Source organism: Photobacterium sp. 1_MG-2023 (genome assembly GCF_030547945.1).
GTDB lineage: Bacteria > Pseudomonadota > Gammaproteobacteria > Enterobacterales > Vibrionaceae > Photobacterium.
Map to the genome: position 1 here is coordinate 80,545 of NZ_JAUORR010000003.1, position 26,951 is coordinate 107,495.

Here is a 26,951-nt window from a genome sequence, read left to right on the forward strand (position 1 = left end):
GATGAAATGATCGTTCCGAGTCTCATCGGACTGATTGGCAGAACAGCCATTGCCGGGGGTTGCATTCTGGCTGTGGGGTTGTTGCTGATGATTTTGTGATCGACAGAATTCAGCACAATATGAGCCGAATGCATACTGAACAATGATAATAAGGTGCTCAGACTCGCGGGTCTGAGCACCTTTTCGAATGCAGTTTCCCTACCGCTTATAGTCTCTGGCCTCTTCTACACGTCCAGATCGGTTTCGGGGTTACCCCAAATGGCTCGGGATAATACCCCAGTATGGTATCTGTTACATCACTTTTATTGAAAGTCCTGAACAATGTCTTATTTCTGATACAGCATCCATCTGGCTGGACCATTGAATCCACTTTTATCGGTTAAACTACCCGGATTACGATGATCTAAGGTAGTTACAACTTGATGTTTCTAGATGCTTACTTCGCTGAACACAGCGGTCGTTATTCTTTTTCCCGTGAGCAAGCCAGCTATTTTGCTAAAAAAATCGCCGGTGACTTTAACCCGATTCACGATGCAGACAACAAGCGATTCTGTGTTCCGGGTGATCTGCTATTTTCAGTGATGCTGGCCAAAACAGGTCTGAGCCAGAAAATGCACGTTGAATTTGCTGGCATGATTACTGACGGCGTTGAGCTGACCATCAACACCAAATCAGCCAATGATTTGTCTTTGGTTGATGAAAAAGGAAAAGAATATCTGCATGTCACGCGCGACGGTGAAATTTCACACAACACCAAGCTGATTGAGACTGTCACGAAAAACTACGTGAAGTTTTCAGGAATGAATTTCCCGCACATTATGGTGCCACTGATGGAATCTGAGCAGGTGATGATCAACCCTGCCCGCCCGCTGGTGATTTATGAAAGCATGGCACTCGAATTCAGCCGTCTGGATCTGGAATCCCCACAAGTTGAATTGACAGATTCCATTATTGAATCTGATGGCAAACGTGGCAGCGTGACGCTGGCATTCAGCTTTACAGAAAATGGCGAAGTCGTCGGCGAAGGCCGCAAAAAAATGCTGATGAGCGGTTTGCGCCCATACTGTCAAACGCAGATTGATGATTTGGTTGAGCGCTTTAACGCTCGTAAAGATGCCTTTCTGACCGCCTAATTTCGCTCAGTTACTGCTGTGTCCGGAACCAAACACAAATTTTCCGTGCTGGTTCTGGACACTCTAAAGATTGCCTGCTAAATTTCAGGCACTTAAAACACCTAATTTTGGAGGACACAAGATGATTGTATTCATGACCCGCCGGGCACAGACACAGGTGTTGAGTCAGTAAGCGATACGCGAAACATCAACCGCTTCGCTTCTGCCCCTTCCCCAATTCTTGCCCGGTTCATTCTGACCGGGGCCACATTGCCCCTGAAAATTTTCTATTTCAGTCAATGACGCAATTGCGTCAGGGGTAAACACATCATGACAACACTGATTTCTCAACCAGTCATTTCACTACATCAACTGGGTTGGAAACCATTTCTACAACAACAACTGTCTCTCGATGAGTGGGAACACTGTCAGCCTGCACGCGTCAGCGCTGTCCATCGCAGCCGAATCGAAGTCATTGCTGAGCATGGCTCCTTGTCACTTCAGGTTGTACCGGCGATGCCCTCGCTCGCTGTCGGAGACTGGGTGCTCATTTCACCCCAACAACAGTTTATCCGTTTACTGGATCGATTTTCCTGTTTCTGGCGCAAAGCTGCCGGCAGTAAAGTTGAAGAACAACTCATTGCCAGTAATCTGGATACGGTCTTCATCGTTTGCTCTTTGAATCAGGACTTTAATCTCAGCCGGATTGAACGTTACTTAGCGCTGGCCAATCAGGCTGGTGTGGAACCGGTTATCGTGTTATCGAAAGCCGACTGCGTTGAGAATCCAGCCGAGCTTCAGGCACATGTTCAGCAAATCGATGGCATGCTGATGGTCGAAGCCATCAATGGGCTTGATCCGGAAAGTGTCGCCAGATTATCGCCCTGGTGCGGCCAGGGAAAAACGGTCGCATTTCTTGGCTCATCCGGTGCAGGAAAATCAACGCTGGTCAATACGCTTCTGGCAAGCGAAGCACAGCAAACTGGTGGTATCCGGGAAGATGACAGTAAAGGTCGGCATACGACCACCTCGCGCTCACTTCATCTGATGCCTGAAGGTGCACTGCTGGTTGATACGCCGGGAATGCGGGAGTTACAACTCGCCGATTGCGAGGATGGCATCACTGCAACCTTCTCGGATATCAAAGCGCTGGCAACACAATGCCGGTTCGGCGATTGTTCGCATCAGCAAGAACCGGGATGCGCTGTACAGCAAGCCATTGAATCTGGTGATCTGGAAGAGCGACGGCTCAGAAACTACCACAAACTCAATCGGGAAATCGCATTCAACTCAGCAAGCATTGCTGAAAAACGTGCAAAGTCGAAACAGATTGGTCGCTATCATCACGCCATTCAGAAAAACAATCGGAAGCAAAAAAACCGAGCTTAAACAAACGCCCTCCATATGGAGGGCGTTCTTTTTTCTCAACCTGTTGCCTCACTGAGCGAGTGTGTTGATCACGACTCTGAGGCCAGTGACGCGTTACTTTCCGAAGTCACAGTCGCGCGATACATGCGTACAGCCGCCTGAGGCCCGGTTAGTAAAGTAAAGAGCATCAGGAAAGAAACTGGCACAGCCGTAATCACAATAAATGACTGCAATGCATTCAGGCCACCATCTCCGGCCATCAGCAGGACTGCAGCAACACCACCCATGGCGACAGCCCAGAACACACGATGGCTGGTCACAGGTTCATTTTTACCCGATGTCACCATCGCAATCGCATAAGCCATTGAATCTCCTGTTGTGACAACAAAAGTCGTGGTCAGCACCAGAAATGCTGGGATCAACCAGTCGCTCGCTGGCAACTGAGCCAGTGTTGCCAGCAATACCGCCGGTAAACCACCTTCATTCAGCGGCCCGGAAATCACACCTGGCTGCGTCAGTTCGAAAAATATCCCGGAACCGCCCAACACAGAAAACCAGAAGTGCGTCACCAATGGTGCACCAATGGCCACCGTCATCACCAGCTCACGAATGCTGCGACCCACAGAAATACGGGCAATAAAAATCGCCATCATGGGTGCAAAACCAATGAACCATCCCCAGAAGAACCAGGTCCACCAGGCATTCCAGCCGGGAGATTCATTGGTCAGGCTCATTTCAGGCAAGTGCTGAATATAAACGAGCATTGCCTGCGAGAAATGTTCAACAATAAAGCCAGTTGGACCTAACAGCAGCATCACCACCAGCAAACACACCGCCACAATCACGTTAAAGCGACTGAGCCACTGCAAGCCTTTATCCATCCCGGTTGCCGCCGACAGCGAGTAAATGGTCACGACACCTGCCAGCAACATCACTTGTGTCAGCACTGAATTATCCAGCCCCGCCACAACATGCAGGCTATAACCCAGTTGTGAAGCCAGGAAACCAATCGGACCGATGGTCCCTGCGGCAACCGCAATGATGGAACATGCATCAATGACCGAACCCAGCCAATGGTTTTCCAGCCGATCCCCCAGCAATGGATAGAGCAAAGCTCTCGGACGAAGCTGTATACCTTTCTGATGATGCGCATACATCAGCACGATAGTTGCCAGCGTCCCCAGCACTGCCCAGGCTAAAAAGCCCCAGTGCAGAAAACTCTGACTCAGCGCTGGCGCAACAGCTTCAGCAGAAGCCGCCTGCAAGCCATTAAAAGTTGGTGGCGTTGTCACAAAATGATAGATAGGCTCTGCAGCAGACCAAAACACACCGCCACCAGCCAGCAGCGTACACATAATCATGGCGGTCCATCGGAACTGACCAATCTCTGGTTGCTTGGCCTGACCCAGTTTGACTTTACCCAAAGGAGACAGCGCCATCACAACGGCCAGAATGAAATTCAGCAGCATCAACCACTGCCAGAAATGACCGAAAGCCGCTGTGGACTGGCCAAATAAGGTTTGAATGACAGAAGATACCCAAGACAGATCGACTATCGCCGCGATCAGAAAGAGGCTCAGGAAGCCAATCGTTAGAACTGAAACCAATCGATCAGCTCCGAATTGTTTGGTGGAGTACATAAATTTCTCACTAGTTGTGTGAGGGAACGCACACTACCAGCTTCATTTTCGTAAATCCAACGGAATCGGACATTTTTCGCACAAAAACAATGTAAGCAAACATAAGTGAGCAGAAATTAGTCACTCATACAAAGCTTGCAAAACACGCCTTGCAATCATTGAATAAGTTTGAGTTCGAAATAAAATGGTCAACCTGAGCGCCAGATTGACCTGAAGAAAGTATCGCGAAGTGCGTCTTTATTGATCCAGTTGCTGACAAATTGCTTCGGCAAGGAAATGGGTATTCAGATTCCGCTGCATCAGGGCCGTCGCCATTTTCCCGGCTTTCACCACCTCGAGCCAATGCGCAATCATCGCGGTAAAGCCTTTACTGTCGAGCATCGGAGTCCAGTCTGGCAGTGTCAGTGTTGTCTCAACGCCCCTTTCCCAGTGCGTCCCCGTCGCCAGAGAATCGAAATGATAAGTCTGATTTTCGAAATTCAGCGTTATCTGCTCTGCGGTCACGCCATTCATCCGGTTCATGGAGGCCTGAAACAGCGTCTCGTGCTGCTGCCATTCAACATCAAGACGCGCAATTTGCCCCTGATAATGCTGCGTACGTACGTGAAGCATATCGGCACTGACAGTCCCGGTCAGATTGATACTATCGAGCGGATGAATCAAGTCATCAAACACAAAGGTTCGCAGTTCCCCCGGTTGATTCAGCCGGTGTTTCTGCCAGCGAATCGCCTGAAGGGAATTCGTGACTTTATCGGGCGTCAGATAAGGGCTGACCAAAGGCAGATAGCGACGATTGAACCCCATAAACAGCGGCAATTGTTTCTGCTCGGCAAGATCACATAAACGTTCGCAATCGGCGTAATGATCACTCAGTGGTTTATCCACAAAGACCGCGATGCCATGATTCAGAAAAAAACTGGCAATCTCTGCATGAGAAGAAGTCGCACTATGAATCATCACGCCATCCACCCCGAAGTCCACCAGCGCACGATAGTCCGTCACGAAAGACTGAATCCGGTGAACCGAGGCAAGCCGCTGCAATGTCTCTGCATTTCTTGTACACAGCACCAGTTCAACGCCGGGCCACTGCGTGATCACTGGCAGGTAGGCTTTCTGAGCAATATCCCCTAACCCAATCATCCCGATTTTCATCATCTCTCCTTGTATTTCTTGCACAAAAAAAGCCCTTATCCGTGACAAGAGCTTCCTGCGAAAGACATCATCTTTCAATACCAATCAATGCGTCGTCACATTATGTTCGTATTCAACGACAATCTGGTTCCCACTATAACGCACATTTTTAATATTACCATCAACGATATAGGTATTCGTTAAGGTCACGGTATTCGGTAACGCCCCCCCAATTTGCTCCCGCAGAGACGGAATGGTCAGAATCGGGTCGACCCCCATGTACTGACAGAACTGACTGACAAAACGATGCTCCAGCGGCAAATTCCCCCGCAGGATATCGGAAAAGAACAGCTGACTGACCCCCAGCTTCTTGGCCATCTCAATCTGAGTGACCCGCATCTTCGCCTTGTAGCTCATCCATGTTTCGTACAGTACTTTTCTGTCTTCTTCTGTATATTGCATACCTGTTCCTAGCGCAAATAATCTCAATTCAGCGCAATTAAAGCCTAAAGGCAGACAGGAAATGTCAGAAAAACGTTAGGCTTCTTTCAAATGAGAACCCCGCAAAGCCGCATCAAACCTGGGTTTATGCAAGCTGGTGAGATTTCAGAACGTTAGAAATCTGACGTTTTCTTGATCTTGATTATGCAACGCAAACAAGTGCGGGTTATACTCCTGAAGTTCTCCACGCACAGGAAAAAATACACAATTCGCATGTTATCAAAGGTGTACAGTCGACCGATTCGTTCCAACGCTTTCAGGATTTGCTTGATGATCCTGTCGTTGCTGTTTCTGCCTTTTGCCAACGCATCCGCTGTGTCGTTCCAGAGTTCATATCCGAACTGCCACACCATGATCGAACAGATGCCTTGTTGCGCTGACCTTCAGATGCCATCGAACAAGATGCCCACCGGCTGTCCGTCTGATATGCAAGTTCATTGCAGCCAGCTTTGTCAGCCCTCCTGCCAGCATCCCTGTTCTATCCTGACACCAACGATTGCGCTGTCTGCCACCGTTTCCGAATTCACTTTGCATCCGTATCAGCTGCGACACTGGGACGAACCCGTCACGTCATTTCTGAAGCCTCCGATTCTTCTGTGAGTTATCCGACCGTTCTGTTTTGCAACAGAACCCCTCACTCAATCCCGTGTAAAAACGGTGAATCAGAATCACTCGAAGGAAAATACAATGACAATCAACCATAAAAACATCAAAGCCCTAACCGCCTCCCTGTTTCTGTTCACGATGCCTGTAATGGCGGAAGAAGCCATTCAGGGTGAAAACTACCAAACGCCGACCTGCGGCTGTTGCAAAGCGTGGGTCAAGCACATGAACGAGAATGGCTTTGCGCTGAAGATGAACTTTGAAAACAACCTGCATCCGATCAAACAGGACAGCGGTATCCGGCCGGAATATGCATCCTGTCATACGGCCATTATTCAGGGATATACCTTTGAGGGCCATGTCCCGGCAGAAGAGGTCAAACGTTTCCTGGCAGAAAAACCAGCCCATCTCAAAGGCTTAGCCGTTGCGGGCATGCCTATGGGCTCACCGGGCATGGAATATAACAATCAGACCACGCCCTATGACGTCCTGGCGTTTGATGAAAACGGGAAAACGGTTGTCTGGTCCAGTCATCATCAACCACAAACCAACTAACCTCTGAACACACAAAAGGCCAGTCACAGACTGGCCTTTTTCACATCACACGTCATATCTAACGTTCTCGTTTGCCCGTCAGTTTCTGAAACCATTGCCGGTTTGGATCATCCTGTTCAGCCCAGTGCGGGTCTTCCGCCCGTTTTTCCAGGTATACCTGTAAGCCCGTAAAATAATGAAATGCCGTCAGTTCCGAATCCTGACCAAAATGCGCCAGAAACTGTTCTTCCTGTTCCGCCAATTGCGCCAGCGTACTAATCCCATGTCGTAACGCCCATTGCACCGCATACGGCGAAATCTCCGTGCGGTACAGAATTTGGGGCGCGATCAATTTCAGGGCAACCTCAATCCCCGCATCAGCAGCACTGGGTTTGTCCAGCGCAGCTTCTTCTGCCAGTCTTTCCTTCAGGCTTACCAGACTGGCCGCCTGCTGAGCTTCCGAAAAACCATGCGTGGTTTTACAGAAACGAATCGCAAATCCCAATTGTGCACGGCCCACGAGTTCAACCGACTGTTCCAGATAGGCCTGAGGGATGGCATAGCTTTTCGCCAGTTGTTCCACAGCATTGGAAAGACTCGGATACACGATCCCGTCATGGGTGACCTGAAATGCACTGCTGACCTGTCCGACAGGCTGACCATCAATGGCAAGCGGCCAGCCCGGATAATTCACCCGCTCTCTGGCAATTTCAAACATCCGCCAGGCACTGTGTTTAAACCCTTCGAAGGCTTTCCCTTCCAGTTCTGAATCTTCCAGCTCTTCTTTGGTCCATTGCACCCCGATCTGCAGATGCTTCTGATATTTACTGTGTAGCTTTTCTTTGACGCGATCACGCAGGATATCCAGACCACTGGCTTTGGTCTTGGCACAAATGCCATAACATTCTTCACAGCACGGGACCCGGACAGGCGTTTCGCCGTCGTAGTTCGGTACCGGCCGGAACGTATGGCATTCGAAATAAGGTTCCCCGCAAAACCAGCAGGTATGGCGATATTCAAACGGAACATCAATGGACGGAAGGGTCGTCATGACGCAGGCTCTCTTCGGATTCACTCGGGGGCATTATGCGTGCCATCCCCAGCCAGTACAAGGTAAGTCACTCAATTGTCATGATATCCCTGTTCAGACTTCTGCCGGTTCACATCCCCTCTTTCAGAAAACACCCCGCGCCTGAGACTCAGAACAAAAAATCACCAACGCAGAACTTTGCCAAGTTCCCCGCGAACACGCTAAAATACGTGACCGTTTTTTTACTCTAGGTGTTGTGGATGTCTGAACAGAAACGAAAGGCACTGAAAAAAATAGCGAAGTGCCTTGAGTTAGGTAACTCAGCGAATGTCAATGAAGCTGCACAGGCCATCAAAATGGCGCATCGTCTGATGCTCAAATATGGTCTGGAAAAAGATGACATTGAATTTATTCAGATGGGGAAAACAAAGTCAGCAACCCTGCTGCCTTCAGACATCGGTCCGCAGATTCTGAAAATTATCCGCGGCATCAACCGGCGTTTTGGCGTTGAATGCGTCTTAACGAACTACAAAGGCCTGAAGCAGGCTGAATTTATCGGGGTCGCCGAGCGTGCGATTTTCGCGGCTTTTGCCTTTGATGTGGTCTATCGCGAAATGAATCAGCAAACCGGCCAGTTCAGAAACAGTTTTGCCGGGACCGGCGCGAGCCAGACCGAAGTGGCCCGCCGGGTGTCTTCCTTTCTTGCGGGCTGGATTGAAGGCGCACTGGAAAAGCTGCCTGAACTCAATACCGATGATGATCATGATCAGCGCATGTCGAATTTCATCGACCGTGAATTCGAGAACCTGGATCGGGAAACCTTTAAAAAACAGCTGCAGGAAGCGATGAAAGCCATGACGGATGACTACGAGAAAGGCATGAAAAAAGGCCGCTCGATTTCGGTCAACCGGCCTGTGGGCGGCACTCAGAAACATGCCACGAAACTCTTGAGCTGACCCGAAACGGATGCAAAGAAAAACCGGTGCGTCTCTCGCACCGGTTTTTTATCTCTGATTCGTCAGATTAAACGTCAGCCTCCTTCCCGACGGCATCCGGCGAGAGGAGCTGATTGATACAATCCCCCAGCTGCGCCCGGTTCTGCGCATCCGACACCATGGTGCCATGATCCCCATCCACCCGGTGTACCTTCAGTAACGACGCAGGCAGCAGAGATTCCCAGCCCAGTGCAGAATCATCGTCACGGCAGAACCCGGCCGGTTTGATGCTGTTCCAGTACTGAATCAGATCCTCACTGCGAATCGGCGGCATCATCTCTTTCGCCTTGAACAGATGCAGACTGAATTGCTGCGGCACAATCTGTGTCTTGCCCACCAGCGTTGCATAGTGGTATCGCTGCTGCCAGAGGGACAGTTCCTGAAGCGGATCGGCCATCAGTGTCCGGATTCCCATCTCGTTCAGCGTCAGTAAGATGTCTTTCAGCGACATCGCCCGGAAACGCGCCATCAATTCCTCTGGCAGATCCGCATGCTCGACTTCCAGCCAGCTCAGGAACAACTGTGTCTCACGTTGCATGGCCTGCTGCGGACGCATGGTATCGAACAACCCAAGGAAGGCAATCGGCTCTCCGCTGTTCTCCAGTAAAGCCGCCACCTGATAAGCCAGAACGCCGCCGGAAGAATAACCAAACAGATGATATGGCCCATGCGGCTGAACCTGACGGATCATCTCTGCGCAGCGTTGCGCCATCTGTGCCATGGTGTCCGGCAAAGCTTCCGACATATCCGGCCAGGGCACGGCATAGACCGGGTGATCCGGATTCAGGGCTTTTGCCATCTCATAGACATAGCTGTAATCCCCAAAGCCCGTTGGCAGGAAGAATAACGGTGACTGCTGACCTGAACGGCGCGCTGGCAGTGCCACACGCGGACGCTGCCCGGTGTGCGCCTGATCCAGATGCGCAGCCAAATCGGCCAGAACCGGATAATCGAAAATTGCCTGTACCGGTATCTCCAGTCCCAGTTGCTGCGCCAGACTGACTTGCCGCACGGCCAGTAAAGAATGACCGCCCAGTTCAAAGAAATGATCCTGACGACCAATTTGTGCAACCCCCAGCAGTTCAGACCACAGTTGTGCCAGCAGCATTTCCGTTTCCCCTGCGGGCGCCACATAAGTCAGACCGGCAAAATCCTGGCTCTCCGGTTCCGGCAGTGCACGACGGTCGACCTTACCATTGGGGGTCAGCGGCAGTTGATCCAGCCAGACAAAAGACGACGGCAGCATATAAGACGGCAAATGTTCGCTCAGATACTGACGGATCTCTGCGGCAGCAGGCCGGATTGGCTGTGAAGTCGTCAGCCAGGCCACCAGCCCTTGTGTCTCACCCAGCTTGCGGACATCGACAATGGCATCACGCAGCGCAGGATGATTCAGAAGCTGCGCTTCAATCTCACCCATTTCAATCCGGAATCCCCGGATTTTCACCTGACGGTCATTCCGCCCCTGATATTCAAGATTCCCATCATGCAGATAACGCACGAGATCGCCGGTCCGGTACATCTTCCCGCCGATATTGAACGGATCCGGCAGGAAGCGTTCGGCCGTCAGTTCCGGCAGGTTCAGATACCCCAGTGCCACACCAACACCACCAATATAGAGCTCCCCGACCGCACCGCGAGGAACAACCCGGCCTTGTGTATCCAGCACATAGGTACGGGTATTACCGATTGGTTTACCGATTGGCAACCGTGAGCGGCCATGCACACGATCGATCTGCGCCGTGGTGGCGTAAGTCGTCGTTTCCGTAGGCCCGTAAGCATGAATCAGTCTGACACGCCCACCCAGAGCCAGCAGTGCCTCGAATGCGGCCGGATCTTCTTTTTCACCGCCACAAATCAGATACCTGAGTTGTGACAGCGTCTCCCCAATCACATGGACATACTGATTAAACAGCGCGGTTGTCAGAAACAGCGTTGTGACCTGATGGGTTGCCAGCGTTTGTGCGAACTGAGCCGCATCCATCATGGTGTCCGGTGCAATCACCACCAGCCGGCCCCCGTGCAGCAACGCCGCCCAGACTTCCATCGTTGAAGCATCAAAGGCCGGATTCGCGGCAAAGGCCACGGTATCTGTCGGGTCGAATGCCGCATACCGGTTATTGATCACCAGACGCGTAACTCCCTGATGCGGTGTCATAACGCCTTTCGGCTGACCGGTCGAACCCGAGGTATACATGATATAAGCCGCCTGGGTGCTGGAAACCGAGACGCCGGGATTCTCCTGACAAGGCGACAGTGCATCCGGACGGATCCAGACCAGCCCTTCTGTTGCCACCTTTTGTGCAATCATCACACGCGCCCCACTGTCGGCGATGATCCAGGCCTGACGGACCTCTGGCAGCGTCGGATCAACCGGGACATACACAGCCCCGGCTTTCAGAACCGCCAGTTGGGCAACAACCAGCGCCAGACTGCGTCCCAGCTTGAGAATGACGTGATCACCGGGCTCAACCCCCTGCGCGATTAAAGTATGCGCCAGTTGATTCGCCTGCTGATTCAGCGCCGCATAACTGACCTGTGTCGCGCCGTCGGTCACCGCAATGGCAGCCGGACAGCGTTCAGCTTGCTGTTCAAACAGCGTCTGGATACTGGCTGCCGCCGGATAGTCCATTGCCGTCTGATTCCAGCGCTCCAGCTGCAGGCGATATTCAGCTTCAGGCAGAATCTCCAGCGTGCTCACCGGCATGGCCGGGGTTTCGCTCAGGGCGTGCGCCAGTGACGTCAGCGCCTGCAGCATATAACCGCAGATCCGGTCGGCTTCCACCGCCTGAGCAATTTGTGCGGTCAGACCCAGCGAGTCGCCGCCGTCTTCCACCGACATCACAAACGGATAGTTGGTCCGCTCTTCGGCACTCAGTAAGGTAACGCCTTCAGGCAGTACCAGTTCACTGCCCTGGTTATGCCGGTAATTCAGCAGGGCACTGAATAAAGGTGCGCCTGCCCCCATGCCGCTGCACCGTTGGGCCAGTGCCAGCGGGGCATGTTCATGCTGAAGCAAACCACTCAGGCGTTGATGCGCCAATTGCACCGCTTTCACCACATCCGTGCCGTTCAGATCCAGACGCAACGGCAAAGTATTGATAAAGAGCCCCATCGCCTGCTCTGCACCGTCTCCGGCCTGCATCCTGCCTAACAGGACAGTGCCGAACACCACGGTATCTTTCCCGGTGACCCGTGACAGCACCTGTGCCCAGGCCAGATGGCACAGACTGGCCAAACTGACGCCCCGTTGCCGCGCCTGCTCCCGCAGCGCCAGATTCAGCGCTGCCGGAACACGCAAATGAGACGTCACCGTATCCTGCCCATCCCCGCGAATGTCACTCAGACCAAAAGGCAACACCGGCTCGTCGATATCCGACAGCATCTCCCGGAAGAAGACTTCGTGTTCCGCCTGACTGATCCCCAGCCGCGCCTGTGCAATCACCTCACGATAATGCGGTGCAGGATTCAATGTCTCAGCCTGACCATTCAGAATCGAGGCGATTTCACTTTCAATCAGCGCCGAGGTGGAATGGTCGCCAATCAGGTGGTGCCACTGTTGCAGCATCAGCCAGCGTCCGGTTTCATCCTGTGTGATCACCAGATTCAGTAACGGTGCCTGAGTCAGATCCAAACGCGAATGACGGGAATCAAACCGTGACAGCAGTTGGTCGGCAATGTTCCCTTGCGCCGGATCCAGTGCCAGCTCCGTCACGGGCAGACGAGCCTGACGCCAGACAACCTGCGCCGGTTCCGAAAGTCCCTGACTGACAAAGGCGGTCCGCAGGATATCATGGCGATCCACCACCTGTTGCAGCGCCGACAGCCAGGCATTCAGGCGATCCCGGGTCTCAAACTGCAGCATGGCTGACAGCAGATATGTATCGCCGGTTTCACTGAGCAGATGGTGGAACAGAATCCCTTCCTGTAAGGGCGACAGGCCGTAAATATCCTGCACATTGGCGCTCCCCCCGGGAACCGTGGCAATGAGATGATCAATCTCCGGCTGAGTCAGATTGGCCAGCGGCAAGAGTGCCGGGGTGATCTGAGTGGTTTCCGGGGTGATCCGGTTTTCAGGCACTTCGATCACCGTTTGTGTATCCAGCGCGGCAGCCAGTGCAGCCAGCGTCGGTGCTGAAAACAGCGTATTCACACCGGCTGATAAACCATAGCGGCGCAGCGCAGCCATGAGTTTCACCACCAGCAGCGAATGTCCGCCCAGCTCAAAGAAATTATCATGCCGGCTGATGTGCGACGTTTCGATCGCCAGCACTTGCGACCAGATACCCGCCAGCAGTATCTCCATCGCCCCGCTCGGGGCTGCGAAAACACGGCCCGATTCATCTGCCGGTGACGGCAAGGCGCGACGCTCCAGTTTGCCATTCGGAGACAACGGCAATGCAGTCATCGGCACAAAGGCTACCGGAATCATATAATCCGGAAGACGTTCGGCCAGATACACCCGCAATGATGACGACAATTCGGCTTCATCTACGTGCTCTTCATCAGCGGCAGGCACCACCCAGGCCACCAGACGTTTGTCACCCGCCCGGCTGGGGAGCGCATCAACCGCGACATCTTTCAGCATCGGATGCGTTCCGAGCTGCGTTTCCACCTCACCCAGCTCAATCCGGAAACCGCGAATTTTCACCTGATGATCATTCCGGCCTAAAAACTCCAGTTGGCCATCCGGCAAATAGCGAACCAGATCCCCGGTCCGGTACATCCGACCGCCCGGACGGAAAGGATCCGTCAGGAATCGTTCCGCGGTCAGCTCCGGCTGATTGAGGTAACCCCGGGCCACCTGCACGCCCCCGATATAGAGTTCACCGGCACTTCCGCGGGGAACCGGCTGCCCGGTTTCATCCAGCAAGTAAATACAGGTGTTACTGATTGGGCGGCCAATGGTCGGCATGGGAGCCGTCAGATTCAGGATTGCTGATGTCGCAACTACCGTCGTTTCCGTCGGACCGTAGTTGTTCACCACGGTCAGCCCCGGCGGCACAGTGAGTGGCCAGCGACGAAGACTGTCTCCCCCGATCAGCAGCTGACGCAGCGTCGGCGGCACCCGCTCAGCAGACAATGCCACTTCAGCCAGCGGCGTGACCATAAAGGACACCTGCGCACCGCTGTGATGCCACCAGTTCAGCAAGGCATCACTGTCCCCAGCGACCTGCGGCGGGGGTAACAGTAAAGTCGCCCCTTGCGACAAGGCAGGCCAGATTTCCCACACGCAGGCATCAAAGCCAAGGCCGGCCATACAGGTTGTTTTTTCTCTGGCTTGCAGGCCGGTCGTTTCCAGGTGCCAGCCGATTAAGTTCAGCAACTGGGCATGTTCCACCATCACGCCTTTCGGGTGCCCCGTTGAGCCCGAGGTATACACCACATAAGCCAGATGATCCGAACGGACATCTACATCCGGTAACTCAGCCGTCAGCGGCGTCGACAGGGGTTCATCCAGTGCCAGAACCGGCAGCTGAATTTCTCCCAGCGCTTTCCGGCCACAGGAATCCGCCACCAGCAGCACCGGATCACTGTCGTGCAGAATGTATTGCAGTCGATCACCAGGATAAACCGGATCCAGCGGGACGTATGCCCCCCCGGCTTTCAGCACCGCCAGCAGGGCGACCAGCATGTCCGGCCGCCGTGCGGCACACACGGCCACCCGGGTTTCTGCCCTGACGCCTTTCGCCACCAGCGCCTGTGCCAACCGGTTTGCCCGGTTGTCCAGTTGACCGTAGCTCAGCACTTCATCACCGCAGATCACGGCCACCGTCTGGGGTGACCGGGCGACCTGCGCTTCGATCAGCTGATGCACCGATCGGCTGGCCGGATAATGACGTTCCGTCTGATTCCATTGCACCAGCAACTGCTCCCGCTCCGACGCAGGCAACATATTGAGCTGAGAAACGGGCTGAGCCGGATCCGACACCATCGCTTCAAGGATCTCGTTCAGATACCCGGTGAATCGCGTCACGGTCTGCGGATCATACAAGGCCGTGGCATAGTTCAGTGAACCCGTCAGATGATCCCCGGTTTCGGTCATACCCAGCGTCAGATCAAACTTGGCAATGTCATCATCCAGCCCGGCATCCGTCACATCCAGGCCGGGAATAGTCAGGGCGTGAACCGAACCATCCTGCCACGACAACATCACCTGGAAGACGGGGGTCCGGTCGAGCTGCCGGGGCGGATTGAGCACCTCAACCACTTGCTCGAATGGCAGATCACTGTTTTCGCGGGCACTCAGCACAGACTGACGCACCCGGCTCAGGAACATGGCAACGGAGGGGTTGTCACGCAGATCCAGATGCAGGGCCAGTGTACTGACAAAGAATCCAACCATGGGCTCCACTTCCAGCCGCCCCCGGTTAGCTTCCGGCATTCCGATCACCACTTCATCCTGACCCGCCAGTCTGGACAGCACGATGCCCCAGGCAGACAACACCGTCATAAACAGCGATATGCCCTGTTGCTGACTGAGTGCCCGAAGCGCCTGAGTCAGCTTCGGCTCAATCACAAACGGTACGGACGCCCCGGCAAAAGACTGCACCTGAGGCCGGGGTTTGTCGGTAGGTAAAGTGAGCTGCGTCGGCGCCTGTCCCAGTGTCTCGCGCCAATATTGCGCTTGTGCATCCAGCTTATCCTGCGTCAGATGCGTCCGTTGCCAGTGTGCGTAATCTACATACTGAAGGCTCAGCGGTGGCAGCGGATTTTGCAGTTGCTGACTGAATGCCCCATACAGCGTTCCCAATTCCTGCAGCAGAATTTTGGTGGACCAGCCATCGGACACAATATGGTGACAGACAAGCAGAAAGCGCGCGTTTTCTTCATCAAGCTGCCACAAATGCGCCCGGATCAGCGGCCCCGTTGTCAGATCGAACGGTGCTTTCATCACATCCCGGATCTGAGCCATCAACGCTGCTTTCGAAAGCGGCTCGCCACGAAGATCGTGCCACGCAACAGGCATGCTGCCTTCCGGCAACAGCACCACAGAAGGCTGATCGTCCTGCGCCACAAATATACTGCGCAAACTTTCATGACGGGCATAGAGCGCATCCAGACTCCGGCAAAACGCTTCCCGATCCAAATGCCCTTTCAGATCCAGCACCAGCGGGATGTGATAGGTGTCGCTGCTGCTGTCCATCTGATTCAGAAACCATAAACGCTGCTGCGCATAAGACAGCGGATACTGACCCTCGCGGGCCATCACCGGGATCGGTAAAGTCTGGCTGTCCTGAACATCACTCAGCGTTGTGGCCAGTTCATGCAGCACAGGTGACGCGAACAGTGCTGAAAGTGGCATCACCCAGCCCGCCTGTTCCAAGCGGTTTGCCAGTTGGACCGCCAGTAAGGAGTGGCCGCCTAAATCAAAGAAGTTGTCCAGACGACTGACTGGTTCAGCACCGAGCAGGGATTGCCATAACGTCGCCAGCAGTTGCTCTTTCTCACCACGGGGCGCCTCAAATACCTGACGCACAGCCACCCCGCTGTCCGGGGCCGGTAAAGCACGTTTATCCAGCTTCCCGTTAGTCGTCAGCGGCAGATGATCCATCCAGACATACGCTGCAGGCACCATGTAATCCGGTAACAATCCGCTCAGGAACTGGCGCAATGTTGCCGCAAAGGTCTCACGCTCTGTCTGCGACTGAGGCACTACCCAGGCCACCAGACGTTTTTCCCCGTCATCCCCCTGCCATGCATCCACGGCGACATGACGCACCTGATCGTGCGACAGGATCCGGGCTTCAACCTCGCCGCACTCAATCCGGAAACCGCGGATTTTCACCTGCTGATCATTCCGGCCCAGATATTCCAGCTCACCGTTCGGCAGATAACGCGCTAAATCTCCGGAGCGGTACACACGACCACCGGCATGGAAAGGATCCGCCATAAAACGCTCGGCATTCAGTGCCGGGCGATTCAGATATCCCCGGGCAACCCCTTCGCCGCCCACATAGAGCTCACCCACGGCGCCATGCGGCACCGGTTGTCCGTGTATGTCCAGCAAATACAGACGTAAATCAGAAATCCGGCGACCAATCGGACTGCCTCCCGCATGCACATCAGCAACAGACATGGCCCGGTAAGTCACGTGCACCGTGGTTTCGGTAATGCCATACATGTTTACCAGTAAAGGCGCATTGTCAGTATGGCGGGCATACCACGGAATCAAATCGGCCGGATTCAGCATCTCGCCGCCAAAGACGATGTATCTCAGTTGATGGGGGGTCTCATCCTGCGCCTGAATCAGCGCTTTAAAGGCACTCGGGGTCTGGTTGAGTACCGTGACGCCCGACTGACAAATCAGCTGGTAAAACGCGGTCGCCGAACGGGCAACCGACTGCGGCACCACAACCAGACGACCGCCATGACGCAACGCGCCCCAGAGCTCCCAGACCGAGAAGTCGAAAGCAAAGGAATGGAACAGGCACCAGACATCGTCGGCGCGGAAACCAAACTCAGCCTCGGTGGCAGTAAACAGGCGATCCACCTGACGGTGTTCGACCATCACGCCTTTGGGCTGGCCGGTCGAGCCGGAGGTATAAATCACATAAGCCAGATGCTCAGGCGTCAGTCCCGGAACGTGCGGGTTTTGTTCTGGGGCAGTGCTTTCCTCGGGTGAATGCTGATCCAGCACCAGCTGTCGGACATCTTGCTGACCCAGAGCATCTTGTCCGGCCTGATCCACCAGCAGCAGAACCGGATTCGCATCTGCCAGAATATATTCCAGACGTTCACCGGAATAAGCCGGATCCAGCGGCACATAGGCGCCCCCCGCTTTCAGAATCGCCAGAATGGCAACCACGGTGTTCAGGCTGCGCTCGGTACACAGCGCCACGAAGCGATCCGGACCCACCCCTTGTTCCATCAGCCGATGTGCCAGCCGGTTCGCGTGACGGTTCAGCGCCTGATAAGTCAGTTGCTCGTCGCCATATTCGATGGCGATGGCTTCCGGTGTCAGCGCAGCCTGAGCTTCAAATCTGTGGTGCATACATGCCAGATCAGCAGCGGGTTGTCCGGTCTGGTTCCAGTCCGTCAGGATTTGCTGGCGGTCGTCCTCTGTCAGCAGATCAATCCGGGAAACCGGCAGCGCCGATGCCTGAACCATTCCCTGTAATACCTGCTCAAAATAGCGGACATAGCGGGCCGCTGTGCTGCGATCAAACAGGGCTGTGGCGAAGTACAGCAAGCCTTCCACCTGATCACCATGATCCGTGAGATCCAAGGTCATGTCGTATTTGGCCGCGCTGTAATCTGCAATCAGTGCTTCGGCGGTCAGTCCGGGCAAGCGGGTTTGATGCACACTGCCATCCTGCCAGCTCATCATGACCTGAAACAATGGCGTATAACCCCGGTGACGCGGTGGGTTAACCTGCTCCACCACCTGCTCGAACGGCAAATCCCCATGGGCCTGTGCTGCGAGCAAGGTGTGTTTCACCTGATCCAGGAATGCAGATACGGACGGATCCTCTGTGAGATCCAAACGCAATGCGAGTGTGCTGACAAAGAAACCAATCAGCGATTCGGTCTCCAACTGTCGCCGGTTGGCGTCCGGCGTGCCAATCACCAGATCCTGCTGACCGGACATCCGGGACAGCACGATCCCCCATGCCGCCAGCATCGTCATATAGAGCGTGGTGCCCTGCTGCTGACTCAGTTGTCGGAGAGAGTGCGCCAGTGCCGGTCCGATCTTCACCGGCACAGCCCCGCCGTCGAATGACTGAACTGCCGGACGGGGCCGGTCAGTTGGCAGGGTCAGTAACGCAGGCGCATCGCCCAGTTGCTGCTGCCAGTAACGAGCCTGCTCGGTGAGCCGGTCGGACGTCAACCAGGCTCTCTGCCAGTATGCAAAATCTACATACTGAATCGCCAGCGGAGGAAGCGGGTCGGGCTGGTGGTTCACCAAGGCCGCGTATGTTGCCGCCAGCTCCTGCAGGAGAATGCCGTTGGACCAGCCATCAGAAATAATATGGTGGCAGGTAAAGCAGAAGATTTGCTCATCGTCTGCCAGACGAACCAAGGCTGCCCGTGCCAGCGGTCCTTTGTCCAGATCAAAAGGTTTTGCGGCCTCATCCGCAATCAGCTGACGGGCCAGCACCTCAGCCTCCGTTTCGTTTTCCGCGGCTTCCGGACGCAGATCATGATGCGACAGTGGCAGCTGTCCTGCCTCAACCACCTGTGCATATGGCTGACCCTGCTCAGACAGAATCCGGGTCCGGAACACTTCATGACGTTCAGCAATCGTGTTCAGGCTCTGCTGCCAGAAGTGAATATCCAGGCGACCCCGCAGACGAATGGCGATCGGCATATGATAAATCTCGCTCATCCCATCGAGGCGGGTCAGGAACCACAGGCGCTGCTGCGCAAAAGAAAGCGGCAGACGTGATTCACGTGCCACGGGCTGGATTGCCGGTAATTGCGCTGGGTGTGCCCGCTCTATCTGACGGGCTAACTGATGCAAGACCGGATTGGCAAAGAGCTGCGGCAACGGCAATGGATAGCCCAGCTGCTGCATCCGGTTGGCCAGCCGGACCGCCAGTAACGAGTGACCGCCCAGTGCAAAGAAATGATCATGGCGGCTGACCTGTTCAACCCCAAGCAAGGTTTCCCAGAGTTCCGCCAGACATTGTTCCGTTTCCGTCGCTGGTGCCTCATAGACGGCTCGCTGGTGTTCAGCCGCCTCTGGATCAGGCAGAGCGCGACGGTCTAATTTACCGTTGGGTGAGAGCGGCACCGCATGAATCGGAATGAAGGCACTTGGGACCATATAGTCGGGTAAGCGACCGGTCAGATAATCCTGCAATTGCGCCGATTCAGGCACGCCGTCTTCTGTCGGCAGCACCCAAGCCAGTAGACGTTTCTCTCCGTGTGCATCCTCTCTGGCATCGACGACCGCTTCACGGATCTGAGGGTGTGCAGCCAGAACTGCTTCAATTTCACCGCACTCAATCCGGAAGCCGCGAATTTTCACCTGCTGATCATTTCGCCCCAGATATTCGATATTGCCATCAGGCAGATAACGTGCCAGATCGCCGGTACGATACATCCGGCCACCGTGCCCGGCGTCAAATGGATCGCTCAGGAAACGCTCTGCGGTCAGTTCCGGGCGGTTGAAATAACCCCGTGCAACCTGGATCCCACCGATATAGAGTTCACCCACCGCTCCCAGCGGCACCGGCTGACCATATTCATCCAGCAGATAAATGCGGGTATTCGCGACTGGTTTGCCAATCGGCACGCTCACCAGCGCCGGGGATCGGCTGCAATGCCAGGCCGTGACATCAATGGCGGCTTCTGTCGGCCCATACAGGTTGTGTAATTCCGCTTCCGGTAGCTGACGATAGAATTCAGTCACCAGACTGGCGGGCAAGGCTTCACCACTACACAATACCCGCACCACAGAATCACACCCTTCACTGGCACCTTCATACGCCAGAAAGCTTTGCAGCATTGAGGGCACAAAGTGCAACGTCGTGACACCGTAACGAGAGATGATCTGACTGAGATAATCCGGATCTTTATGGCCTTCCGGTTTCGCCATGATCAGCTGAGCGCCATACATCAGGGGCCAGAAAAACTCCCAGACAGAGACATCAAACCCGAACGGGGTTTTCTGCAACACTTTGTCCTGTGGTGTCAGACCATAGGTTTCCTGCATCCAGATCAGACGATTCACAATCGCCTGATGTTCATTCATTGCCCCTTTCGGTTTGCCTGTCGAGCCCGAGGTATAAATCATGTAAGCCAGATGCTGCGGGGTGGCTTGCGGGATCGGATTGTCCGCACTCAGATCGGCTGGCAGTCGCTGCTCCAGCGGCAGCACAGGGACCGAGTGCTCACCCAGTGCCTGACGACCCGCCGGATCAGCCAGCAACATCACCGGATCAGCATCTTGCAGGATATATTGCAGCCTTTCTCCCGGATAAGCCGGATCGAGGGGAACATAAGCGCCACCAGCCTTGAGAATACCAAAGAGTGCCACCACCATATCAAGGCTGCGCTCTGCACAGACAGCAACCCGGTTGTCCGGCCCGACCCCCCGGGCCATGAGCGCATGAGCAAGCTGGTTGGCCCGCGCATTCAGCTCAGCATAGGTCAAATGCGCGTCCCCACAAATCAGTGCTGTCACATCCGGTGTCCGGACGACTTGCGCCTCGAACAATTCATGCAGACACGCCGACTGATTATAATCACGCGTCGTGCTGTTCAACGCATTGATCAACAGGTCATATTCGTCATCCGGCAGAATCGGCAATTCACAGACCGGTAAATCCGGCGTCTTCGCCAGCGCATTGACGAGTCCGCTTAAAGCTTGCTGCATATAGGCACACACACGAGCCGCATCAACCGGTTCAATCACTTGTGCCGTCAGAGACATCGAGTCCATACCATCATCCACATTCAGAGCAAACGGATAATTGGTCCGCTCTTTCGCTGAGATCAGGCTGACGCCCTGCGGCAAAGTCAGTTCTGCACCTTCATTATGCCGGTAGTTCAACAGTGCACTGAACAAAGGTGTGCCTGCCGCAAGCCCACTGCAAGACTGCGCCAGTGCCAGAGACGCATGCTCATGCGCCAGCAGGCCGCTCAGGCTTTGATGCGCCTGACGCACCGCGCTTTCAATACTCCGATCATCCATGTCCAGACGCAGTGGCAATGTATTGATAAACAAACCCATCGCGCTGTCGGCACCCTCGCCCGCCAGCATCCGGCCCAGCAAAACAGTGCCGAACACGACCGAATTTTGGGCACTGGTCCGTGCCAGCACCTGCGCCCAGGCCAGATGACACAAACTGGCCAGGCTGACCCCAAGACGCTTCGCCTGCGAGCGCAACGCCTGATCGAGTGAATCCGGAACGGTCAGGTGGGCTTCATTCGTTTGTAAACCTTCACCGTAGACATTCGTCAAACCAAATGGCAGCACCGGTTCATGAATCTCAGACAGCATGTCCCGGAAGAATGCCTGATGCTCGCTTTCACTGACGCCCAGCCGTGCCTGAGCGACAGCATTGCGGAATGGCTGCACCGGTTTCAGCAATGCAGCCTGCCCGGACATCAGCTGCGTTATTTCCTCCACCATGAACGCCAGTGTGGCGTGATCGCCAATCAGGTGATGCCATTGCTGAAGCAGACACCAGCTGCCATCCGCTTCCTGCGCAGAAACCAGATGAAACAACGGTGCCTGCGTCAGATCCATCCGGGTATGACTCGGATCATAACGGGTGGACAATTGCTGGCTGACAGAGCCCTCTGCCGGATCGAGCTGGATCACCCGGTGATCCAGCGTTGCCGTCCGCCAGACCACCTGCACCGGAGACGCCGCCCCCGACCCGACAAAAGCCGTTCTCAGAATATCGTGACGATTCACAACCTGCTGCATGGCGGCCAGCCAGTCATCCAGCCTTTCCCGGCTGTCGAAACGCAAAGTCGCCGACAACAGATACGGATCGCCTTCTTCAGCCATCAAATGGTGGAAATAGATCCCTTCCTGTAGCGGTGACAGCGCATAGATATCCTGCACCTGAGCAATGCCACCGGGCACAGATCGGATCACAGCATCAATCTCCTCCTGTGCCAAATCGGCCAGCGGCAACATTGCTGGTGTAATTTGCTGACTGTCCGGTTGAATCCCATTCTCAGGAACCCGGATTCCGGTTTGCATCCCCAGTGTTTGCGCCAGTTCTGCTAACGTGGGCGAGGCAAAAATGGCCGGCAGATCCGCGGAGAGCCCGGCGTCGCGAAGCTGAGCCTTCAGCTTCACCACCAGCAACGAATGCCCGCCCAGTTCAAAGAAGTTATCCTGCCTGCCAACCTGCGCGACACCGAGTAAGGATTGCCAAATCTCCGCCAGTTGTTTCTCCGCCTCCGATTGCGGCGCTTCATAAGCTGCCCGGCCCTGCGCGTGCAGATCCGGTTCAGGTAAGGCACGGCGATCTAACTTGCCATTGGGGGACAACGGCAAAGCATCCAGCGTGACGAATGCCTCCGGAATCATGTAGTCCGGCAGGCGTTCGGCAAGATATGCCGTCAGATCAACAGGGTTGATTGCTGCATCCTGAGCCGCCTGATACACCACCCAGGCGACCAGGCGCTTTTCATCGCCCTGATCCGCAATCGCATCCACCGCTGCATCCGAGATAGCCGGATGCGTTGTCAGTTGGGCTTCGATTTCTCCCAGCTCAATCCGGAAGCCCCGGATTTTCACTTGCTGATCGTTCCGGCCCAGATATTCCAGACTGCCATCCGGTAAATAACGAACCAGATCCCCGGTCCGGTACATCCGGCCACCGGCAAGGAACGGATCCTCAAGAAAACGTGCTGCGGTGAGCTCCGGCTGATTCAGGTAGCCCCGTGCGACCTGCGCGCCGCCGACATACAGCTCTCCCACCGCCCCGAATGGCACTGGCTGACCACCATCATCCAGCAGATACAACCGCGTGTTGGCAATTGGGCGACCAATCGATGGCACCGTGGCACCGGTATCCGGGTTGCCGGAAGTTGCCACCACCGTAGTTTCTGTCGGGCCGTAATTGTTCAGCAAAGTCAGCCCTTCCGGCAATGTCAGCGGCCATCGACGAATACTGTCGCCGCCAATCAGCAAGATGCGTAACTGCGAAGGCAAGCGCTGGCTGGACAGTGCAATTTCGGCCAGTGGCGTAATCATGAAGGAGACCTGAGCACCGCTGTTCTGCCACCAGTTCAGCAAGTCATCGCTGTCACCAAGCAGATCGGGCGTCGGCATCAGCAAAGTGGCTCCCATGGACAACGTCGGCCAGATTTCCCAGACACAGGCATCAAAACCCAGCCCTGCCATTGAAGTTGTACAATCACCCGCCGTCAGACCCGTGGCATCAGCGTGCCAGCCAATCAGGTTTTGTAATTGCTGATGTTCAATCATCACGCCTTTAGGCTGGCCGGTTGAGCCGGAGGTATACACCACATACACCAGTTGATCCGGCTGAATCTGGACCGCGAGATTATCCGCAGCAATGGTGGCAGGTAACGGCTCATCCAGCAGGAGCATCGGAAGATGGGTCTCCCCCAAGGCTTGCCGACCGGTTTCATCCACCAGTAACAGCACGGGATCGCTGTCGCGCAGAATATAACTGAGCCGTTCGCCGGGATAAGCCGGATCAAGCGGGACATAAGCCCCGCCAGCCTTCAGGACGGCCAGCAAAGCAACAATCATTTCCGGGCTGCGCGCAGCACAGACCGCGACGCGGCACTCAGCCCCGACGCCATACAAAATCAGTTCACGGGCAAGCTGATTCGCCCGGGCGTTTAACTGGCCATAAGTCAGGGTTTGATGACCACAACGGACCGCAACGGCATCCGGCGATTGAGCGGCTTGCGTTTCAACCCCGGCATGCACGCTGTCGCTGTTTGGAAAAGAAATGGCCGTTACATTCAGCGTTTCCGTCAGAAACTGTGTTTCCTGCGCATTGATGAATGCCAGACTGTGGCAGGGCTGTTGCGGATGCAATTGCGCCTGTGTCAGAAATTGCAGCAAATGCTGGCTGGCAGCGTCGATCATGGCCGAACTTAATGCGGCTTCATCATACACCCAGCGAAATTGCCCCTGATGTTTACACACCTGCAGCAAAACGGAGGTTTGCGGCGCATGCGCGAGGGCTGCCTGCGGATCCGCAATCAGTTCAACGGCCAGCGGCCAGCGGAACGATGGGGTCAGCAATGCGTGTAATTCAGGATGAAAAGGTAAATGCGCCTGAACGCGCTCACATTCAACATGCAGTAAGGCTTGGGTTTCCCCGAAGTTTTTTGTCAGATCGAGCGAGACCTGCACCGGTAAAATGGCATGAGAAAGCAGAGGATTCTTACTGCGCTGCAACCAGCCAATCTGAAAATCAGTCTGCGCCCCCATTCTCGCCAGATAGACAGCAACAGCCGACAGCAATGTGTCGAGCCGGGTATCGCCCGTTGCCACCCAATCCGAAGTTTGCCATGCAGCCGGACCTTGCTTGTGATGCCGGGCGGGAAACGCGGAGGGCATGGGCTGACTCAGACGAGACGACCAGAAAGAGGCAAAATCAGCCCCCTGTAAAAAACGTTCGGCAAGCTGCGCGGATTGACTGTCATTCAGCACCGGTAATCGATGCCCCGTCTGAATGCTGTATTGTTGCGCCAGCCGAACACCGCAGGTGATAGAGCCAGACGCATTGAACCAGTGACCGATTCGCACCGTCCCTGCCGACGTGGCTATCTCCCAGTGATCTGAAGTAACGTTCAATACAGTGCCCGGCAATGCATCTGACCTATCCTTCTCAATTTCAATCTGCCCGACACCGATCAAACCATCCGGCAGGGCCAGTTTGAGCGGACATCCCTGAGACGGATGGCTGAGTGCATGATCAAGCCGGAGCATCGCCTGCGCAGGCTGATCCCAGCGCAGCACGCCGCCAGCAGGCGGTGCCTGACGATAGACATAAAAGTTATCGGCCAGAAGTGCTTTGTCTTTCTGACTCACTTCCTGTACCAGCGCTTCCAGACTCATCTCCGGATGCAGGCAAATGGCTCTCAGAATCTGCTGAAACCTTTGCTGTAAATGTTCCAGTTGCGCCAGCGTATGGATATGGGGTGCATCGACAAACATCACATCCATCACTTGAGCCTGTCTGTCTTCAAAAAACAGAATCTGCATGTCACTGACGGCAATATTGCCACCGTAATGCCAGCGGGTTTTACAGTTCAGAAAACTGTCGCCATTATCAAAGGTCACGATATTAATCGTTGGTCCGAACCAGGCTGCATCAGCGGTTGCTCGGTCACGGCGAATGTTTTCACCCCGATAAAGCTGACGCCGGACGACTTTGCCCATTTCTGTTGTGACCTGTTTGGTCAGACTGGCCAGATCAGCCTGCGGGTCCAGCTGAAAAATCAGCGGGACAACGTTTGCGGTCATCCCGAGACTGTTCCGTTCCATTGTCCCGGTGACCGGCAAACTGAAATTCAGTGAAGGCTGCTGAGTCAGGCTGTAAAAACATGCCGCAACGGCAGTTGCGAGCACGTGCGCCCGGTGTACGCCGACCTGTACCGCACATTGATCGATTCGATCAAGATCTTCCTGAATCAAGGTGTGTGTACTGATATTCATATCAGAATAATTAACCCGCTTTTCTTTTCGGGTCAGCGTGTGTGGTGTATGGGCTGTATATTGCTGCCAGAACTGGCTGTCTTTGGCGGGTCTTGAAGACGATTGGTACTTGAGGTCATTTTCATATAATTGGGTAAAACTGCAGTTGTCGAACCTTGGCGCCGATTCCCCACGCGCCAGTGCGTTGTAGCAAAGCACGATACGGCGCGAAAATTCCTCGCCACTCCGGCCATCAATCAGCATGTGGTGAACACGGCGATAAAAAATATAGCTTTCAGGGGCCAATGCGATAACCGCGAAACGATACAGCGGTTGATCCAATACCGAAACCACGGTGTCCGCATCCTGACGCATCCATGCCAAAGCCTGTTGAAACGCATCGGGTTCTGATGAAAAATCAATGAATTCCAGGGTATCTGCAGAAGGGCTGGCATGATATTGATGTAATTCTCCGCCTTCCTCGATAAATCTGGCCTGCATGGCCGGTGTATCGAAGATCATCGCATCCACCGCTTGGGCAAGTAGTGATCGATCAAGTGCTCCGTGAATCTCGCCATAGCCCCAAAAGTTATACGCTTGCTCAACAGCCATACGTTCACTTAACCAAAGCTCATGCTGGGCCGTTGTGATTGCGTGTATTTCTTTTTCTTCGGAAAGGTTGGACAGATGAGACTGAATTTCATTTCCATTGAAGTGAGCCTTTTTATTCATAACATTCCCTATCATATTGTTAATACGCAATAGAACTCACCGTCCGGTCTGCATACAAACAACACGCCAACTGACAGAACTAGTGAAAATTAAATGTCCGGGATTAATCAATAACCGGGTATTTAGAAACGGGATATAAATATTATTGTCTGATATTACTGATTCCCGTCTCGGCGAAATGAAGTTTAGAAAAGAGAGTTTCAGTTGTCT

General features: G+C 54.4%; 10 protein-coding genes. 5 read left to right on the forward strand and 5 right to left on the reverse strand.

All coding sequences use genetic code 11. The features are described 5' to 3' along the window. Positions 1-422 precede the first annotated feature (422 nt). Positions 423-1,133: a DUF3581 domain-containing protein gene (locus tag Q4579_RS04025; protein ID WP_303562175.1), complete on the forward strand. Its 711-nt coding sequence runs from the start codon at positions 423-425 to the stop codon at positions 1,131-1,133. Positions 1,134-1,442: 309 nt separating this feature from the next. After that, a complete protein-coding gene (rsgA, locus tag Q4579_RS04030; RefSeq protein ID WP_303561812.1) occupies positions 1,443-2,501 on the forward strand; it encodes a ribosome small subunit-dependent GTPase A in 1,059 nt (352 codons plus the stop codon). A 68-nt stretch (positions 2,502-2,569) separates the two neighbouring features. Here the strand turns inward: rsgA and Q4579_RS04035 are convergent, their stop codons facing one another. From Q4579_RS04035 to Q4579_RS04045, 3 genes are all read right to left on the reverse strand, one after another. After that, the gene (locus Q4579_RS04035) at positions 2,570-4,120 is read right to left on the reverse strand and encodes a BCCT family transporter (RefSeq protein ID WP_303561814.1); all 1,551 of its coding nucleotides are present in this window, start codon (positions 4,118-4,120) and stop codon (positions 2,570-2,572) included. Positions 4,121-4,357: 237 nt separating this feature from the next. After that, on the reverse strand, positions 4,358-5,272 hold the full coding sequence (locus Q4579_RS04040) for a Gfo/Idh/MocA family protein (RefSeq protein ID WP_303561815.1): 915 nt from the start codon (positions 5,270-5,272) through the stop codon (positions 4,358-4,360). A gap of 84 nt (positions 5,273-5,356) precedes the next feature. Then, on the reverse strand, positions 5,357-5,713 hold the full coding sequence (locus tag Q4579_RS04045; RefSeq protein ID WP_211648535.1) for a helix-turn-helix transcriptional regulator: 357 nt from the start codon (positions 5,711-5,713) through the stop codon (positions 5,357-5,359). Between the two features lie 309 nt (positions 5,714-6,022). On the opposite strand from Q4579_RS04045, the gene Q4579_RS04050 reads away from it, so the two are divergent. Together Q4579_RS04050 and Q4579_RS04055 are read left to right on the forward strand one after the other, a co-directional pair. Continuing rightward, positions 6,023-6,352: a hypothetical protein gene (locus Q4579_RS04050; RefSeq protein ID WP_303561817.1), complete on the forward strand. Its 330-nt coding sequence runs from the start codon at positions 6,023-6,025 to the stop codon at positions 6,350-6,352. Between the two features lie 144 nt (positions 6,353-6,496). Continuing rightward, on the forward strand, positions 6,497-6,910 hold the full coding sequence (locus Q4579_RS04055) for a DUF411 domain-containing protein (protein WP_303562177.1): 414 nt from the start codon (positions 6,497-6,499) through the stop codon (positions 6,908-6,910). Between the two features lie 58 nt (positions 6,911-6,968). Here the strand turns inward: Q4579_RS04055 and Q4579_RS04060 are convergent, their stop codons facing one another. After that, positions 6,969-7,940: an FYVE zinc finger domain-containing protein gene (locus tag Q4579_RS04060; RefSeq protein WP_303561819.1), complete on the reverse strand. Its 972-nt coding sequence runs from the start codon at positions 7,938-7,940 to the stop codon at positions 6,969-6,971. A 239-nt stretch (positions 7,941-8,179) separates the two neighbouring features. Between Q4579_RS04060 and Q4579_RS04065 the strand changes: the two genes are divergently transcribed. Continuing rightward, positions 8,180-8,875: a DUF2786 domain-containing protein gene (locus Q4579_RS04065; RefSeq protein WP_303561821.1), complete on the forward strand. Its 696-nt coding sequence runs from the start codon at positions 8,180-8,182 to the stop codon at positions 8,873-8,875. A gap of 67 nt (positions 8,876-8,942) precedes the next feature. Here Q4579_RS04065 and Q4579_RS04070 read toward each other — a convergent pair whose 3' ends face one another. Next, complete coding sequence (locus tag Q4579_RS04070; RefSeq protein WP_303561823.1) at positions 8,943-26,741, reverse strand: non-ribosomal peptide synthetase; 17,799 nt, start codon at positions 26,739-26,741, stop codon at positions 8,943-8,945. Positions 26,742-26,951 lie beyond the last annotated feature (210 nt).